This window comes from Actinophytocola glycyrrhizae, assembly GCF_042653545.1.
GTDB classification, from domain to species: Bacteria; Actinomycetota; Actinomycetes; order Mycobacteriales; family Pseudonocardiaceae; genus Actinophytocola; species Actinophytocola glycyrrhizae.
Map to the genome: position 1 here is coordinate 182,839 of NZ_JBHSIS010000024.1, position 15,637 is coordinate 198,475.

The following is a 15,637-nucleotide window of genomic DNA, read 5'->3' on the forward strand; positions in this document are numbered from 1 at the left end:
CGTCAGGACGCCAGGGCGGCCGCCACCACCGTGGCCATGCCCCGCATGCCCGTCGCGTTCGGGTGCAGGGGTGCCGCCACGTTCTCCGGGATGAACGGTTCGGTCCACCGCACCGACGCGGACTTGCACACGTCCTTGCCGATGCCCGGCGTGCGGATGTCCACATAGGACGCGCCACCGGCCGCGGCCGCGTCGGCCAGCACCTGGTTCAGCTGGTCGATCTTGGCCTGGACGTAGTTCGCGTCGCGGGGCCAGACCTGCACCCTCGGGTAGCAGCCGTTGTGCGGCAGGTAGGTCGTGTAGCCCAGCACGAACACCTCTGCCGCGGGTGCGCGCTGGTGGATCGCCGCCAGTACCGCGTCGACCTTCTGGCGCACCCCGGCGACCCGCTCGCCGTAGACGTCCCGGCCGCCCGCGGTGTACTCGTCGGCGCACGACGAGCCGGACAGCCACTCCGGCCAGAGGTTCAGGCACGACTCCGCGAGGCCGACCAGGCCGGCGTCGTTGCCGCCGATCTGCAGTGTCACCACCGACGTGTCCGCGGTCAGCGCGTCGAGCTGCGGTGGCGCGGTGCCGAGGTCGGTCTCCTGCGGGGCGAACATGTCGCCGGTGTCGGCACCCGAGCAGGTCACGTCGGTCAGCGCCAGCCCGAGCTGCTTCGCCGCCAGCTTCGGGTAGTTCGCCGTGGACCGGAAACAGCCCGGCATGGTCAGGTCCGGCAACGGGATCAGCGGCCCGGACGCGGCCGAGTCACCCAGTGCCACGTACTTGGGCGGTGCCGCGGACGCCACCCCCGGCACCAGCATCGCCAACACAACGGGCAGCACAACCAGGACCAGCCGGCGCATCGTCATCGACCTCCGGGGCAGGGAACCGGACGTGAAACAGTGTCAGGTTCCCTGCGCGGGTTGTCCATCACCCAACCGGCTGCCGTGCACGCCGTCCACGGGCAAGCTCACTCGTCCGACCGAAGTCGCCGTCCCCGCTTGGTCTGCGAGCGCCGCTTCTTGGCGGACAACCGCCGCTCGACGGACCCACGCGAAGGTGCGGTCGCCCGTCGCCGGGGAGGCGGCGGGGAAGCCGCGGCACGCAACAGGGAAGCCATCCGCTCCCGTGCCTCGGCCCGGTTCGCCAACTGGGCCCGCTGCGTGCTGACCGCCACCGTCAGCACCCCACCGGACACCCGTCGCCCCAGCCTGGCGAGCAACCGCGACCGCAGCCACTCCGGCACGGACGGCGACCCGGCCACGTCCCACGACAGCTCGACCCGGCTGTCCGCCGTGTTGACCCCCTGCCCGCCGGGCCCGGACGAGCGCGAGAACCGTTCCCGCAGCTCCGCTTCCGGAACCACGAACCCAGGGGTCACCGCAAGATCAGAAAACACTGAACCCGGACTTCACAATCAACCTCGTCAACGTCTCCGCGTCGAACACCGGCCGGCCCGACGGCACCTTCCGCGCGTCCCGGAGCCGTTGCGAGATGTTCGACGACATCGCGGTGATCTTCGTCCCGTCGGGCATGGCCACGAGCGCGAGATCGCGCCGCTCACCATCCTGGCCCTTCCACGTGGCCTCGGCGACGGGCAGCCCGTCCTTCGACCCCATCTTGCACGAGTCGTACCCGGCGTCGACCTCGGCGCAGGACGCCACGCTGCCCGGCGCCACGAAACTGACCGACACCCGCAGGAAGCCTTCGGCCTTCGCCGTCGAGATGTCCGCCTCGAACAGGTACGTGTCGTCCTGGATGCGGAACCCGGTCGGCGACGTGTGACTCGGCCACGGCAGCACGTCCCGCACCCGCACGATCCCCGACTGGAACAACCGCTGGGTCAGCGTGCCGGTGTGGCCGGTCGTCAGCGGCGGGGCGCCCGCCACCGACGGTTTCGGTTGCGACCTCGGTGGGAGCGGCAGGTCCGGGCCGGGCGGCGCGAACTGGGAGTTGCCCGCGGCGGGCGGCAGCGGCTCCGGTTCGACCGAGACGAAGTTCGTCAGCGTGGCGGCACCCACCGCGGCGGCCACGACCGCCGCCACGACCCCGCCCGCGGCCAGACCCCGCCGCCTGCGGACCCGTTGCCTGCCCGCCCGGAACACCTCGTCGCGGTCGACGCCCATGGGTGGCTCGTCGCCGATCGCCTTGCCGAGCAGGTCCTTGATGTCCTCGCTCACAGGTCACCTGCCTCGGCCAGGTCGGCGGCCAGCAGCCTGCGGAGCGTGGCGAGGCCCTTCGCGGCCTGGCTCTTGATGGTGCCCTCGCTCTTGCCGAGTGCGTGCGCGGTCTCGGTGACGGACAGGTCCTCCCAGTACCTCAGCACCACGACCGCCCGCTGACCAGCGGGCAGCTGGGCGAGCGCACGCCGCACGTCGACGGCGTCCTCGACGCCCGAGGCCGGGGCGGCGGCCGGCTCGGGCACGTCCTCGACCACGTTCTCGCGCCTGCGGTAGGCGCGGCGGGACTCGTCGATCGCCGCCCGCACCATGATCTTGCGGGAGTAGGCGTCGACGCTGCCGTCACGGCGGATCCGCGGCCAGGCGACGTAGATCTTCGTCAGCGTGGTCTGCACGAGGTCCTCCGCCCGATGCCAGTCGCCGCCGCACAGCAGGTAGGCGGTCCGCCGCATGACGGCGGCACGGCTGTCGAGGAACTCCCCGAACTCCGCGTCGCGGTCCTGCAGCACGCCCCTGTGGTTCCTCTCGCTCTACCCGGGTCATACGGCGCAACACGCGGTCCGGTTGTCTCAGAACCTCGGGTGGTTGCCGACCAGTTCGGCGCGCACCCCGCCGTCGACCTCCGGAGCGATCTCGCCGAGCACCCACGCGGGCACGTGCCGCGCCGTGAGCACGGCCAGGACGCGGTCGGCGTCCTCGGCGGCCACCACGGCCACCATGCCGACGCCCATGTTGAACGTCTTCTCCATTTCCCGCCGCTCGACGCGGCCGCGCTGCGCGATCATGGAGAACACCGGCGCGGGCGTCCACGTGCCGCGGTCCAGCCGTGCGGTCAGGCCCTTGGGAATCACCCTGGCGACGTTCGCGGCCATGCCACCGCCGGTGATGTGCGCGAACGTGCGCACCTCGGCCTCAGCGGCGGCGGCCAGGCAGTCCTTGGCGTAGATGCGGGTCGGTTCGAGCAGCTCCTCGCCGAGGGTGCGGCCGAACTCCTCGACCTGGCCCTCGAGCGGCATCCGGCCGATCTCCAGCAGCACGTGCCTGGCCAGCGAGAACCCGTTGGAGTGCAGCCCGGAGGACCCCATGCCGATGAGCACGTCACCTGGCCGGACCCGCTCCGGGCCGAGCACCTCGTCGGCCTCGACCACACCGATCCCGGTCGCGGACAGGTCGTACGCCCCGTCGGTCATGAGCCCGGGGTGCTCCGCGGTCTCACCGCCGAGCAGCGCGCAGCCCGCCTGGACACAGCCTTCCGCGATGCCCTTGACCAGCGCGGCGATCCGTTCCGGCACGACCGTGCCGACCGCGATGTAGTCCTGCAGGAACAGCGGCTCCGCCCCGCACACCACGAGGTCGTCGACGACCATGGCGACCAGGTCGATGCCGACCGTGTCGTGCACGTCCAGCGCCTGCGCCACCGCGATCTTGGTGCCGACCCCGTCGGTCGACGACGCGAGCACCGGTTCCTTCCAGCGGTCCAGCCGCAGCTTGAACAGCCCGGCGAAGCCGCCGATGCCGCCGAGCACCTCCGGCCTGCTCGCCTTCTCGGCGAACGGCTTGAGCTGCTCGACCGCCTCCTCGCCTGCCTCGATGTTCACCCCCGCCGCCGCGTAGGTGGCGTGCGGGGAGTCGGGGGTCGCGCTGGTGTCGGTCATGGCTCCGGGTTCGGGTCAGGGACGCTGGAGTGCGTCCGAGGCACCGTACCCCGCAGGCACGACAGGGGCGGCGGACCCCGCGACCCCGCGCTCGACGCTCTCCAGGAGGTGCTTGCCGATCCGGTCCTCCTCGGGGATCGGGATCGGGTACTGCCCGTCGAAGCACGCGGTGCAGAGCCTGCTGCGCGGCTGCTCACTGGCGGCGACCAGGCCGTCCAGCGACACGTAGCCCAGCGAGTCGGAGCCGATGGAACGGCGGATCCCGTCCAGGTCGAGACCGTTGGCGACCAGCTCGGCACGCGAGGCGAAGTCGATGCCGTAGAAGCACGGCCAGCGCACCGGCGGCGACGCGATCCGGACGTGCACCTCGACCGCGCCCGCCTCCCGCAGCATGCGGACCAGCGCGCGCTGGGTGTTGCCGCGCACGATCGAGTCGTCCACCACGACGAGGCGCTTGCCGCGGATCACGTCGCGCAGCGGGTTCAGCTTGAGCCGGATGCCCAGCTGGCGGATCGTCTGCGAGGGCTGGATGAACGTGCGGCCCACGTAGGCGTTCTTGACCAGGCCGGACCCGTAGGCGATGCCGGAACCCTGCGCGTAGCCGATGGCGGCCGGGGTGCCGGACTCCGGCACCGGGATGACCAGGTCGGCCTCGACCGGCGCCTCCTGCGCCAGCCTGCGGCCGATGTCGACACGGGCCGCGTGCACGGACCGGCCGGCGATCGTGGTGTCGGGCCGGGCCAGGTAGACGTACTCGAACACGCAGCCCTTCGGCTCGGGGTTCGCGAACCGCGACGACCGCAGCCCGTGCTCGTCGATGGCGAGCAGCTCACCCGGCTCGACCTCGCGCACGAACGACGCGCCGACGATGTCGAGCGCGGCGGTCTCGGACGCGACGACCCAGCCCCGTTCGAGCCGCCCCAGCACCAGCGGGCGCACCCCGTGTGGGTCGCGGGCCGCGTAGAGCGTGGTCTCGTCCGCGAAGACCAGGCAGAACGCGCCCTTCACGTCCGGCAGCAGGTTCATCGCGGCCTGCTCGATGCCGATGTCCGCGGCCGACGCGGCGAGCAGCCCGGTCAGCAGGTCGGAGTCGCTGGTCGCGCCCATGGCGGCGGCTCCGCTCGTGGCGATGCCCATCGCGCGGGCCCGGTCCCGCAGCTCGGCCGTGTTCACGAGGTTGCCGTTGTGGCCCAGGGACAGACCGCTGCCGGTGGCGGTGGTGCGGAACGTCGGCTGCGCGTTCTCCCAGGTCGTGGACCCGGTGGTGGAGTAGCGGCAGTGGCCGACGGCGATGTGCCCCTGCAGCGAGACCAGTACCTGCTCGTCGAACACCTGCGAGACGAGCCCGAGGTCCTTGAACACGACGATCTTCTCGCCGTCGGACACCGAGATGCCCGCGGCCTCCTGGCCTCGGTGCTGCAGCGCGTAGAGCCCGAAGTAGGTGAGCTTGGCGACCTCCTCGCCCTTGGCCCACACCCCGAAGACGCCGCACTCCTCGCGAGGCTCGGGTTCCGGTCGGTCGATCTGGTCGGACTGGTCGGTGACGGTCGGATCGGTGACCACCGAAGAGCACTCCCCGCTTGATGGCGTCAGGTACTTCCCAGTGTAGGTCGTACCCGGCAACCTTCAGTTCATCCGCAGGGCTTTCAACACTGTGGGATCACCCTCACCGGTGAGCTGCATCCGGCCGCGCAGCTGGTAGAGCACGTTCGCGGTGCGATTGGACAGACGCGCGTCCGCCTTCTCGTTCCGGTCAGCGGCACGCACCTCGGGCACCTCGCCCGGCGTGAACCGCACGTGCCACGCCTGCGGGCCGTCCGTGCAGGACACGAGTGCCGTGCCGCTGTACTCGGGCGGCGAGTCGCCCCGCTGCCGCGCGGCGAGCAGGGTGCCGAGCAGCTCGTCGACGGCGTCGGCGGCCTGCTCGCGGTCGGTCGGCGTGAGGGTGCGCAGCGCGGCCTGCGCGTCCCAGCGGCGCAGGTTCAGCTCGTGCGCCACCCGCCGGTGCCACACCCACGCGAGGTCGGGCGCCGACGGCGAGAACGTCCACACCGGACGGTTGCCAGAGGTGTTGTTGAGCACCTGGGTCGCCGCGGCGAGCTGTTCGTCCAGGTAGACGACCGGGTCGACGTCCCTGCGCACCGGCTGCGGCCGCAGCTCCACGATCGAGCCGCTGGTGAGGTAGCGGGTCGTCGTGTGCAGGAACCGCGCGACGTGCACGGTCAGGTCGGCGAAGGTCCATCCGGGGCACGACGGCACGTCGTCTGCCTGGTCAGCGGTGGCGACAGCGGTCCGGAAAAGACCCGCCTGCTGCGCGAACACGCCGGTCCACCGGCGGGCCGTCCACACGTGATGTCGTCCTTCCCGTACGCACACAGTGTTCGAGGAACCACCCTATGCCCGCCGTCGCCGCGTTACGGTCGGTTTCGTGGCCGACGGTTATGAGGTTGATCCCGCGGCGTTGCGAGCCGCGTCGGGTGGGTTTTACACGGGCGGGGACGCGGTGTCACAGGCGGCCGCGCGGTTGTCGGTGGCGCAGCTCGTGCCAGGGGCCCTCGGCGAGGTGGCCGCGGCGTACGAGCTGGCCGCCGCGTTCGCCGAGTTCGTCGGCGAACACTCCGAGGATCTCCGGCGCGGCGGGTCGTGGGTGACCGACGCCGGCGACGGCCTGGTCGAGAACGCGGACGAGTACCTACGCCGTGAGGAGTTCCGCATATGACCGATCCCGAGCAGCTGTACGCGAAGCTCGCGAGCGGCGACACGAGCCGGATCCTGGCGGTGCTCGAACCGCTCGGCGCGGCGAGGAACCTGCTGACCGACGTCGAACTGAAGCCGGTCACGGCGTGGGCCGGCACCGCGGCCACGGCGTTCGACAGCCGCGTGAACAGCTCGAAGACCGCCGTGACGGCGGCGGCGGCACGGTTGACCGACGCCATGTCCGTCGTCGAGGCGGCCGCGGCGGCGTACGGGCGCATGCGCACCGCGGCGGACCAGACCATCCGGGCTTACCGGGCGGGCGGCATCCCGGATTCCCAGGCCGTCTCGGTGCTGACGCAGCTGCGGGGCAGCTACGAGGAGGTGCTGCGCTCGTACGCCGGCGCGCTGCGCGGCATCCGGCCCGCGTTCACGACCGCGGCGGGCACGACCGCGGCGGCGACCACGGCGTCAGGCGCCACCGTCCCGCCGCCGGGCACCGACCCGAACCGGGTCGCGGAGTGGTGGAAGTCACTACCGGAGACGACGCGGAACGAGCTGCTCGCCACCCGGTACGACGCGCTCGGCCGCCTGCGCGGACTGCCCGCGCCGGTGCTGAACGAGGCCAACCACCACCGCATCGAAGCGGACATGACGAGGTTCGCGGCGGCGAACACCGACCTGACGAACCAGATCGAGGCGCGTGCCGGGCAGCTGGGCATCGACCCGGACGACGAGGGCGCGCTGCGCGGCGACCCGGCGCTCGCCGACCTGCTCGACCAGCGCCAGGACACCAACCGGATGCTGGACAACGCGACCGCGGCGAACGCGCGGGTCGAGGAGGCCATGCGGTCGGGCTACGACACCTACGTCCTGGCCTACGACCCGGTCGGCCCCGGCAGGCAGGAGGGCACCCTCGCCATCGCCTACGGCAACCCCGACCAGGCCGGCGACGTGGCGGTGGTGGTCCCCGGCACGACGACCACCCTGGAGAGCGGGTTCCCGAACGACAGCGCGCAGGAACTGCGGGCCGCCATGGACCACTCGGAACCGGGCGGCAACGCCACGATCGCGTGGCTCGGTTACGACGCCCCGACCTGGGACACCACGGTCGCCGGCCCGGACAACGCCATCGAGGGCGGCGAGCTGTTGAAGTCCGATGTGGACGGTTACCGCGCGGCGGCGGAGACGCCGCAGCACATCACGGTCATCGGGCACAGCTACGGCAGCACCGCGGTCGGCTACGCGGCCATGGACGGTCTCGCCGCCGACGACATCGCCTTCATCGGCTCACCCGGGGTCGGCGCCTCCGACGTCGGCCAGCTGTCGCCGGGCGCCGGGCACGTGTGGGCGGGCGCGTCCGAACACGACCCGGTCGTCCAGGGCACGAGCGGCAGCTGGTTCACCGCCGACGGCAGCTCGGTCGGCCCGTACGACGAGGAGTTCGGCGCGAACCGGTTCGGGGTGCAGGGCGAGGACAACCTGCTCGGCGCGCACAGCGTGTACTACTCCGACCAGTCACTGAACAACCTGGCGAACATCGCGACCGGCAACTACGACGCGGTCACCCAGGGCACGCAGGAGGGCAGCGCCACCGGCGAGCTGGTGACGGACGCCGGCGGCGGCCTGTGGGACGCCGGCAAGGACGCCATCCGGGGCGACTGGGACGGCGCCTGGGACGAGCTGAAGGACACCGGCCGGGAGCTGCTGAACGACGCGGGCGACGTGCTCATCGGCGGCACGGGCAACCTCGTGGAGGCCGGAAAGTCCTTCTACGACAACACACTGGGCCGAATCTTCTAGATGATTGATTCCGTGAAGTCGGTGTGAGTGGGCGGCCGGTCGTCGTGTGCTGGTCGCGTCGGATCGGTTTTCGGTCGGGTGGGAGTGCTGGCTCCGGTTCGCGTGGTGGGTTTGTCCTCGCCGGACGGGCAGGTCTCGGGGGTGGCGGGGGGTTGTCCGGCTGCGGTTGGGTTCGGGTCTGCCTGCCAGGCGCGTTCAGGGCGCTGGGCGCCCTGAACGGCCCATTCGCGGCACTCGTTGTGCCGTCAACGCGCCTTTCACAGCACCGGCGCAGCCCCGACGGTGGCGCAAGCCCACCACGCCAACCGCAGCCAACCCACCGGTTCCGAATGGGCAACTCGGCGGTTCTGAACGGTGGACTCGCGAGTCCCGAACGGGCGACTCGCGGATTCACCACGCCAACCGCAGTCGGCCCACCACGACGTCGGCCCAGAGACCGGTCCGTCCAACGAGGACCATCAGGACAGCCACACCAGCGGGAGCAGGGCGGAGAGGTCCGCGCGGTTCCCGGACGCGGACACCCGGCCCGCAGCGACCGCGTCCGTCCACAGCAGAGCGCCCGACGCCAGTTCCAGCCAGGTGCGGGCGTCCATCTCGATCACGTTCGGCGGCGTGCCACGGGTGTGGCGCGGGCCGTCGACGCACTGCACGGCGGCGAACGGCGGGACCCGCACCTCGACGCTGCGGCCCGGCGCCACCTGCGCGAGGGTCCGCAGGCTCAGCCGCACGGCCTTCGCCAGGTCGGGGCGGGCCGGCGAGTCCCACGGCAGCACCGCGGCGACCGCGTCCCGCATCGCCCTCGGATCGACGGCGGAAGCACTCACCTGGCGGCCTCGTCGACGACCTCGTCCAGCAGCTCGCTCACGTGGTGGGTGAGCTTGCGCAGGTCGGCGGGCGAGATGGTGGTCCAGAGCGTTCCGTCGTCCGCGGGCCGCCGGACCTGCACGTACCGCCCGTCCTCGGTGTCGAAGAACGACACCACCCGGTCGGCGCGCCTGCGCCTGCCGAGCCGGTCCCTGGCCGCGGCGCCGAAGTTCCCCATGTGCGCGACGTCCTTGATCATCTCGGCGAGGGCGGTGGCGTCGTCGTGCCGCAGCCCGGTCGCCAGCAACGCCTGGCCGAACCCCTCCCTGGTCCCACCCGCACCGTTGGCGGCGGACTCGAAGTCGGCGGTCCGCAACGTCACCGACTGGCCCGGCCCCGCGGCGAGCGCGGGCAGCACCGCCAGCGCGGCCGAGGGCAGCCCGGACGTGGACGCCGACCGCAACGTCACCGTCCCCTCCGACAGTTCGGCGACCGCGGCGGCCTCGCCCGCCGACGCGGCGAGCACGCGGACGTTGCGGCCGACGTAGGCACGCACGTCCACCTCCCGCTCCGGCCGGGCGAGCACCGAGAGCAGCCCGGCGATGTCGGGGTTCACGTCGACCGGCCGCCCGAGACCGCGGGCCTCCAGATCGGCCCACACCCTGGCCTCGATCCGCTCCCGCTCCTCGTAGGTCTTCCCCGGCGACGGCACCTTCACCACGAGCGGCAGCGCGCCCAGCCGCAGATGTTCCCACAGCACGTCGAACTCGAGTGCCGTCAGCGTGATCGGCGCGGTCTCCCGGTCACCGATCGAGAAGGTGCTGGTCACAGCGCAACCTTACCTGCGAAGACCGCGGGCGGGGAGCCGTCGGAACGACTCCCCGCCCAGGTCGGACAGTGGTTTCTACTCGCCGATCACGGTCGGCGCGACCCTGCGGTCGTCACCGAACACGTCGTCGTTCTCGAGCAGGTAGTCGGGCGCGAAGTGCTCGTCGTCGTCCTCGCCGTCGGCACGCCTGCCACCGGCCCCCATGGGCCCGTTGACACCGTTCGCTCCGCGACCGGCACCGGCGGCGCCCGCGGCACCCGGCCCGTTGCGGACAACGCCGCCCTCGCCCGCGACCCCGCCGGCCGGGAGCCCGCCACGGCCGAGCTGCGAGGGCGAACGCTCACCGTCGAGCGCGCCGACACCGCCCGGCAGGCCACCACCCGGGACACCGCCGCCGGGACCGCCGAACGGACCGAACGGACCGGCCTGACCCGGCACGCCCGGCCGCAGCGGCAGCGCACGCCGTGCGACGTCGCTCGCGTTGTCGTTCGGGCCGGGCAGCACCGGGCCGGTGCCGGGGTACGGCGGCTGGCCACCCAGGTACGACGGCCCTGGCGAGGGGTTGGTCGGGAGCTGGTTCGGGAGCGGGAACTGGTTGTTCGGGCCGGTCGCCGGCGGGACGAACACGTCCTGCGGCGTGGTGGTCCCGCCCGGGGGCGGCACGTTCGGGGTCGGCGGCACGGTGCCCCCGACGTTGCCGCCACCACCGCCACCACCGCCGCCGCCACCACCGGGGAGGTTCGGCGCCGGGTTGCTGCCCCCGACCTGCGGGGGGTTCGACGGCGGCTGCTGCTGGACCGACGGGGGGCCGCCGCTGCCGCCGGAGGCCGGACCGCCACCGCCGGAGCCGTCGTAGCCCGGCGTGCTGTTGACCACCACCGGGGTGGCGCCGCCGTGGCCCTGCGGTGCCGGGGTGGCGACCACGACGTCCGGGGGCGCGACGAACGTGCCGAGCGTCTCCCGGTTCCAGGTGCTGATCGTCTCGTAGGTCCGCATGGTCTCGATGGCCCGCTGCTCGGCCTCGCTCTGCGCGGCCTCCTGCGCCTCGTGGTCGGCGGCCTGCGCGGCCACGTCCATGGCCGGTCCGACGTTGCCGGTGACCGCTGCCGCGCCCGCCGCGAACATGGCCCAGCCGGACGGCGCCTGCGTGGTCACCTCGACGGGCTCTGGCATCTTGGCGCGCGCGTCGGCGATGTACTCGCCCTGGTTCTCCGTCGAGACCTTCATGACGGTCGAACCGGTCTCGGCGTCACCGGCCCACTCGGCGAGCGGGGTGAGTCCTGACCGGGCGCTTTCGGCGGCCTTGCCCTCCCAGCGCGACCCGAGCTGCGTCAGCTTCGTGTTGAGGTCCTGGTCGACCTGCGCGAGCTCCTCGGACAGCGACTGCCAGTACATGGTCTGCGGGTCCGACGCCTTCGGACCGGGCCCGGCGTTGATCATCCGGTACAGCTCGGGGTGTTCGAAGCCCCGCCAGCGGTAACCCATGGGATTCCCTCACAAAGAGATCAGGCCTGGTCGTACTTGCCCCAGAGGGCGGTGTTCGTGCCCTCGGTACGGAGGTAGTCCTCCTGGGCGCTGGTCAGCGAGTCGATCGCCGCCTTGAGCTGCTTCTGGTAGCCGGTCAGGCACGCGTACGCGGACTCGGCGCCACCGGCGTTCGTGCGCTCGGCGAACTGCTCCGCGGTCTCGCCGCTGACCGGGTCGCCCGCCCACTTGTGGATGGGCAGGGCCGCGAGGTCGCGCACCTTTCTGGACACCCGGTCGTACGCGTCGGTGAACGCCTTGAGCGCCTCCGGGATCGCGGAGGGCTCGATGTGCAGGGTCTGGGTACCGGTGAACGTCGGAGTCGGCGTCACCCGCCCGCCGCCCCCACCATCTGCAAGGAACACGGTTCGTCTCCCTCAGTCTCTGCGATTGCGACGACTGTAGCTCTGATGCATGACGCCGTGGAGTGGTTCCCACAAGCAACCGATCACACACAGGAACTTTTCACGGTTTGGTCAACCGTGTGAGATGGACACTCACTCGATTCAGAGTTCCGCCAGCGCCGCCGCCGCGATCCGCGGCACACGTTCGCACAGCGTGGCCTGCGGGGTGACCGGTTCGGTCCCCGGCGCGCTCAGCCCGTAGTTGACGAAGAGCATCTGCCCGTCGGCGACGTCGACCGCACCGAAACAGCTGTCGGGGGCCGTCGGCTTCAGCACGTGGAGGGGGAAACCGTCCACCTCGGACTCGGTGACCTCGGCGTCGGCGCCCTCGACGTACTCGGCGGCCCCCTGGTCGAGGACCGCGACCAGCGTGAGCCCGAGGTTGGCGCCGATCCCGTTGGCGAAGCAGTCCCGCGACCCCGGGAAGCTCGTCGAGTCCCCGCCGGTCGGCGGCCGGTCCTGGTCGAGCCCGAAGGTGCCAAGCGGCAGCGCCGCGACGACGCCGCAGAGGTCGGCCCCGGCCAGGTCGATGTCCCGGGGCCTGCTGACCTCGGTGGTGGTGGTGGTCGTCGTGGTCGTGGTCGTCGGTGCCGTGGTGCCTCCGGTGGCGGTCCCGGTCGGCGAGCCGCTTTCGGTGGCCGTGCACCCGGCGAGCAGCAGTCCCGTCACGAGCAGCAACCTGCGCATGACCGCAACGTACCGACCTACGATGGGCGGATGCCGGACACCCCGCCGCCCGCGATCACCCCTCGGATGCGCGCCAGCGCGACCGCCAACCCCAACTCCTGGCTGTACGTGATCGACCCGGCATTCGACGCCGACGCCGACATCCCGCCGTGGGGTGTCGTCGGTGCGTACCGAGTGGACCGGTCCGGCGAGATCGACCCGGCGTTCCGGCGCAACACCGAGTACCGCCCGTCCCCGACTGTCCTGCGCATGCCCGCCCCGGCCACCGAGCTGGAGCGCCTGCTGCAGTGGATCACGACCGGTCACCGCGCGGAGGCGGAGCTGCCCCCCGCTGTGCTGAAGGCCCGGCTGCTGATCTGGTCGTCCGGCCAGGACGACCACGCGGTGACCGCGTTCCCCGACCGGACGGGACGGATCATGGTGCCCGCGTGCACGTCGGTCGCCCGCGTCCCGTCCGCGTGGCCCGGCTGGCGCGAGATCCTCGGCCGCGAGCTGGCAGCGCAGCTCGGCGGCCACCCGCTGGTGGTCAACCCGACGGGCCCGATCACCGCACTGCTCCCGGCCGCCGCACTGGACTGACCGAGCGACCGCGGTGGCCCCGCCACCCCGCCATCCCCGTTGGCCTCCGGCCCCCGGTCGCCACGCTACGGCAGGGCACCGACGGAAACGGTGACACGAACCCGAGTTGTCCACAGGCCACCGCAACTGTCCACAGCCAACCGCTCACCGCGCGGATCCTGTCGGTGCCCTCCGGTAGCGTGGTTCGAGGGGGCCGGAGGCCACGAACCTCACCTCAGCCAGGGCTCGACGTCCTCCGGCGGTCCCGGTTTCGCGTACAGCCAGCCCTGCGCCGAGTCCGCCCCGATGCGCGTCAGCAGCTCCGCCTGTTCGCCGGTCTCCACGCCCTCGGCGATCACGTCCAGCCGCAGCGTGTGCGCGAGCGACACCAGCGCCGTCACGATCCGCGCGTCCACCGACTCCGCGGCACCCGCGCGCAGACCCGCCACGAAGGACCCGGCGACCTTCAGCGCGTGCACCGGCAGGTGCCGCAGGTAGGCGAGGTTCGAGTAGCCGGTCCCGAAGTCGTCGATCGCGATGCGGACGCCCATGTCGACCAGCCTGCGCAGCGCGGACAGGGGCTCGCCGGTCGTGCCCATGATCGCGCTCTCGGTCAGCTCGAGCTGCAGCGACGATGGCGGGATCCCCACCCGTTCGATGATCGCCGACACGTCCGCCACCAGACCCGGCTCGGCCACCTGCCTCGCCGCGAGGTTCACGCTCACGAACGGCGCCCGGTCCGCGTCGTGCCACTTCATCGCCTGCCTGCACGCGGTTTCCAGCACCCACAGGCCGAGCGGCACGATCAGCCCGGTCTCCTCCGCGAGCCCGATGAACCGGTCCGGGCCGAGCCTGCCGAACTCCGGGTGCGCCCACCGCACCAGCGCCTCGACGCCGAGCAGTGCCCCGTCCGACAGGGACACGATCGGCTGGTAGTCGACGTAGAACTCCTCGTGTTCCAGCGCCGCAGGCATGGCGTGGGACAGGGTGATCCTGGCGATCTCGCGGGCGTTGCGTTCCGGGTCGTAGGACGCCCACCGGTTCTTGCCGTCGACCTTCGCCCAGTGCAGGGTCACGTCCGCGTCCCGCATGGTCTCCGCGGGGGACGCGGCGAACACCGACCGCTCCACCAGGCCGATGCTCGCCGACACCGTCAGCCGGTGCCCGCCGACCCGCACCGGCGCGGCGATCTCCGCGAGGATCCGTTCGGCCAGGTCCACCAGCTCGGCCATGCCCTCGGTGTGCTCGACCAGCACCACGAACTCGTCGCCGCCCATCCGCGCCACCAGCCGCGACGGCGCGGACACCAGCTGGTCGAGCCGTCTGCCGACCTCGACGAGGAGCTGGTCGCCGACGACGTGGCCCAGCGTGTCGTTGATGGCCTTGAACCCGTCCAGGTCGAGGTAGCACAGGCCGACCCGCTGCCCGACCGAGCCGCCGAACGCGGCGTGCAGCCGTTCGGTGAACAGCGCGCGGTTGCCGAGGCCGGTGAGGTGGTCGTGGTTGGCCTGGTACCGCAGCTGCTCGGACAGCACGTGCCGCTCGGTGTTGTCCTCGACCATCCCGACGAGGTACTGCGGTGTGCCGTCGTCGTCGCGCACGAGCGACACGGTCACGTTCGTCCACAGGGGAGAGCCGTCGCGTTTGCGGAAGCGGCGTTCGATCCGGTAGTGGTCGCGTTCGCCTGCCGCCATCTCGTTGAAGAAGCTGCGCAGGTCCGGCGGGTCGTCCGGGTGCAGGAAGTCGACGAGGTCGAGGCCGAGCAGCTGCTCTGGCTGGTAGTCGAGCATGCTCCCCATCGCGCTGTTGACCTCGAGCAGCCTGCCCCGGGTGTCGGTGATGCCGATGCCGACGGCGGCGGAGGTGAACATCGCGCGGAACCGTGCCTCGCTGGACCGCCGCGCGCTCTCCGCGCCGTCCCGAGCCTCCAGCGCGGAGCGGCGCAGCGCCTCCTGCTCGGAGAAGATCCGCGACTGGGCGGCACGCACGAACCCGGCGGTCACGGCGGCCTGGACCCTCGGCACGCGATCCCCGGAGAAGCGGTTGCCGATCAGCTCGATCGTGCCGGCGAGCGACTCGGCGGCGAGGAACCGGAGGTCGACGAGCGCCGCCCCGACCCGCTCGGCCCGTGCCGGGTCGAACGGGTCGTCGGCCAGCACCGAGGTGAGCATGGCCGCCAGCCCGTCGAGCTCGGCGCGGAGATCGTCGTGGCCGGACGCGACGTAGCCCGTCGCCGCGAGCACGTCGGTCCACGCGGCCGAGAACGCGTCACGGCCTGAGACTTTCGGGCCTGCCACCGTCACACCTTCCGGCGAAGTTCACTCACGCACCCGCCTGCGTGGCACGGGCCAGGATACGACCGTCGGCACGCTCCGTCCATGCTCGTGCGCGGACCGTCTTCGCTGGTCACAGCGATCGAACCGGCAACCGGCCGGTCGCGGACCGTGATCGTCCGTGCTCACCCATACACCAAACGTTACCGAACTGCTCGTTAGTTATTAACCGGACGACGTG

At 72.0% G+C, this 15,637-nt stretch carries 16 protein-coding genes; 3 read left to right on the forward strand and 13 right to left on the reverse strand.

What is annotated here, in order from left to right; all coding sequences use genetic code 11:
- Window positions 1-2: 2 nt before the first annotated feature.
- The 7 genes from ACFPCV_RS35595 to ACFPCV_RS35625 form a co-directional block, all read right to left on the reverse strand.
- Entirely contained in the window at window positions 3-848 is an 846-nt protein-coding gene (locus ACFPCV_RS35595) for an SGNH/GDSL hydrolase family protein (protein ID WP_378061544.1), read from the reverse strand.
- A 107-nt stretch (window positions 849-955) separates the two neighbouring features.
- Window positions 956-1,366, reverse strand: coding sequence for an alternative ribosome rescue aminoacyl-tRNA hydrolase ArfB (gene arfB / locus ACFPCV_RS35600; protein WP_378061546.1), 411 nt, complete (start codon window positions 1,364-1,366; stop codon window positions 956-958).
- 7 nt (window positions 1,367-1,373) lie between these two features.
- Window positions 1,374-2,165 (reverse strand): hypothetical protein, encoded by a 792-nt coding sequence (locus tag ACFPCV_RS35605; protein WP_378061547.1) that lies wholly within the window; start codon window positions 2,163-2,165, stop codon window positions 1,374-1,376.
- Window positions 2,162-2,671 (reverse strand): SigE family RNA polymerase sigma factor, encoded by a 510-nt coding sequence (locus ACFPCV_RS35610; RefSeq protein ID WP_378061729.1) that lies wholly within the window; start codon window positions 2,669-2,671, stop codon window positions 2,162-2,164. Before ACFPCV_RS35610 ends, ACFPCV_RS35605 begins: the two co-directional genes overlap by 4 nt.
- A 63-nt stretch (window positions 2,672-2,734) precedes the next feature.
- Complete coding sequence (gene purM / locus ACFPCV_RS35615) at window positions 2,735-3,820, reverse strand: phosphoribosylformylglycinamidine cyclo-ligase (RefSeq protein WP_378061548.1); 1,086 nt, start codon at window positions 3,818-3,820, stop codon at window positions 2,735-2,737.
- Between the two features lie 15 nt (window positions 3,821-3,835).
- Entirely contained in the window at window positions 3,836-5,383 is a 1,548-nt protein-coding gene (gene purF / locus ACFPCV_RS35620; protein ID WP_378061550.1) for an amidophosphoribosyltransferase, read from the reverse strand.
- Between the two features lie 63 nt (window positions 5,384-5,446).
- A complete protein-coding gene (locus ACFPCV_RS35625; RefSeq protein ID WP_378061551.1) occupies window positions 5,447-6,169 on the reverse strand; it encodes a maleylpyruvate isomerase N-terminal domain-containing protein in 723 nt (240 codons plus the stop codon).
- Window positions 6,170-6,248: 79 nt separating this feature from the next.
- Between ACFPCV_RS35625 and ACFPCV_RS35630 the strand changes: the two genes are divergently transcribed.
- Window positions 6,249-6,539 carry a hypothetical protein gene (locus tag ACFPCV_RS35630; protein ID WP_378061552.1) on the forward strand — a complete coding sequence of 97 codons (291 nt, stop codon included), beginning with the start codon at window positions 6,249-6,251 and terminating at the stop codon, window positions 6,537-6,539.
- Window positions 6,536-8,317 (forward strand): alpha/beta hydrolase, encoded by a 1,782-nt coding sequence (locus tag ACFPCV_RS35635; RefSeq protein ID WP_378061554.1) that lies wholly within the window; start codon window positions 6,536-6,538, stop codon window positions 8,315-8,317. Before ACFPCV_RS35630 ends, ACFPCV_RS35635 begins: the two co-directional genes overlap by 4 nt.
- Window positions 8,318-8,775: 458 nt before the next feature.
- Here ACFPCV_RS35635 and ACFPCV_RS35640 read toward each other — a convergent pair whose 3' ends face one another.
- The 5 genes from ACFPCV_RS35640 to ACFPCV_RS35660 all read right to left on the reverse strand — a co-directional run bounded on the left by ACFPCV_RS35640 (window position 8,776) and on the right by ACFPCV_RS35660 (window position 12,565).
- Window positions 8,776-9,111 (reverse strand): sterol carrier family protein, encoded by a 336-nt coding sequence (locus ACFPCV_RS35640; protein WP_378061731.1) that lies wholly within the window; start codon window positions 9,109-9,111, stop codon window positions 8,776-8,778.
- 26 nt (window positions 9,112-9,137) lie between these two features.
- Window positions 9,138-9,950 (reverse strand): ESX secretion-associated protein EspG, encoded by an 813-nt coding sequence (locus ACFPCV_RS35645; protein ID WP_378061555.1) that lies wholly within the window; start codon window positions 9,948-9,950, stop codon window positions 9,138-9,140.
- A 75-nt stretch (window positions 9,951-10,025) separates the two neighbouring features.
- Entirely contained in the window at window positions 10,026-11,435 is a 1,410-nt protein-coding gene (locus ACFPCV_RS35650) for a PPE domain-containing protein (RefSeq protein WP_378061556.1), read from the reverse strand.
- A 20-nt stretch (window positions 11,436-11,455) separates the two neighbouring features.
- Entirely contained in the window at window positions 11,456-11,839 is a 384-nt protein-coding gene (locus ACFPCV_RS35655; protein ID WP_378061558.1) for a transcriptional regulator, read from the reverse strand.
- 141 nt (window positions 11,840-11,980) lie between these two features.
- Entirely contained in the window at window positions 11,981-12,565 is a 585-nt protein-coding gene (locus ACFPCV_RS35660) for a DUF3558 family protein (RefSeq protein ID WP_378061560.1), read from the reverse strand.
- A 30-nt stretch (window positions 12,566-12,595) separates the two neighbouring features.
- Here ACFPCV_RS35660 and ACFPCV_RS35665 point away from each other — a divergent pair, with 30 nt between their 5' ends.
- Window positions 12,596-13,144 (forward strand): type VII secretion system-associated protein, encoded by a 549-nt coding sequence (locus tag ACFPCV_RS35665; protein ID WP_378061562.1) that lies wholly within the window; start codon window positions 12,596-12,598, stop codon window positions 13,142-13,144.
- Between the two features lie 209 nt (window positions 13,145-13,353).
- Here ACFPCV_RS35665 and ACFPCV_RS35670 read toward each other — a convergent pair whose 3' ends face one another.
- Window positions 13,354-15,420, reverse strand: a complete 2,067-nt coding sequence (locus ACFPCV_RS35670) for a putative bifunctional diguanylate cyclase/phosphodiesterase (protein WP_378061564.1) — start codon at window positions 15,418-15,420, stop codon at window positions 13,354-13,356.
- Window positions 15,421-15,637: the final 217 nt, after the last annotated feature.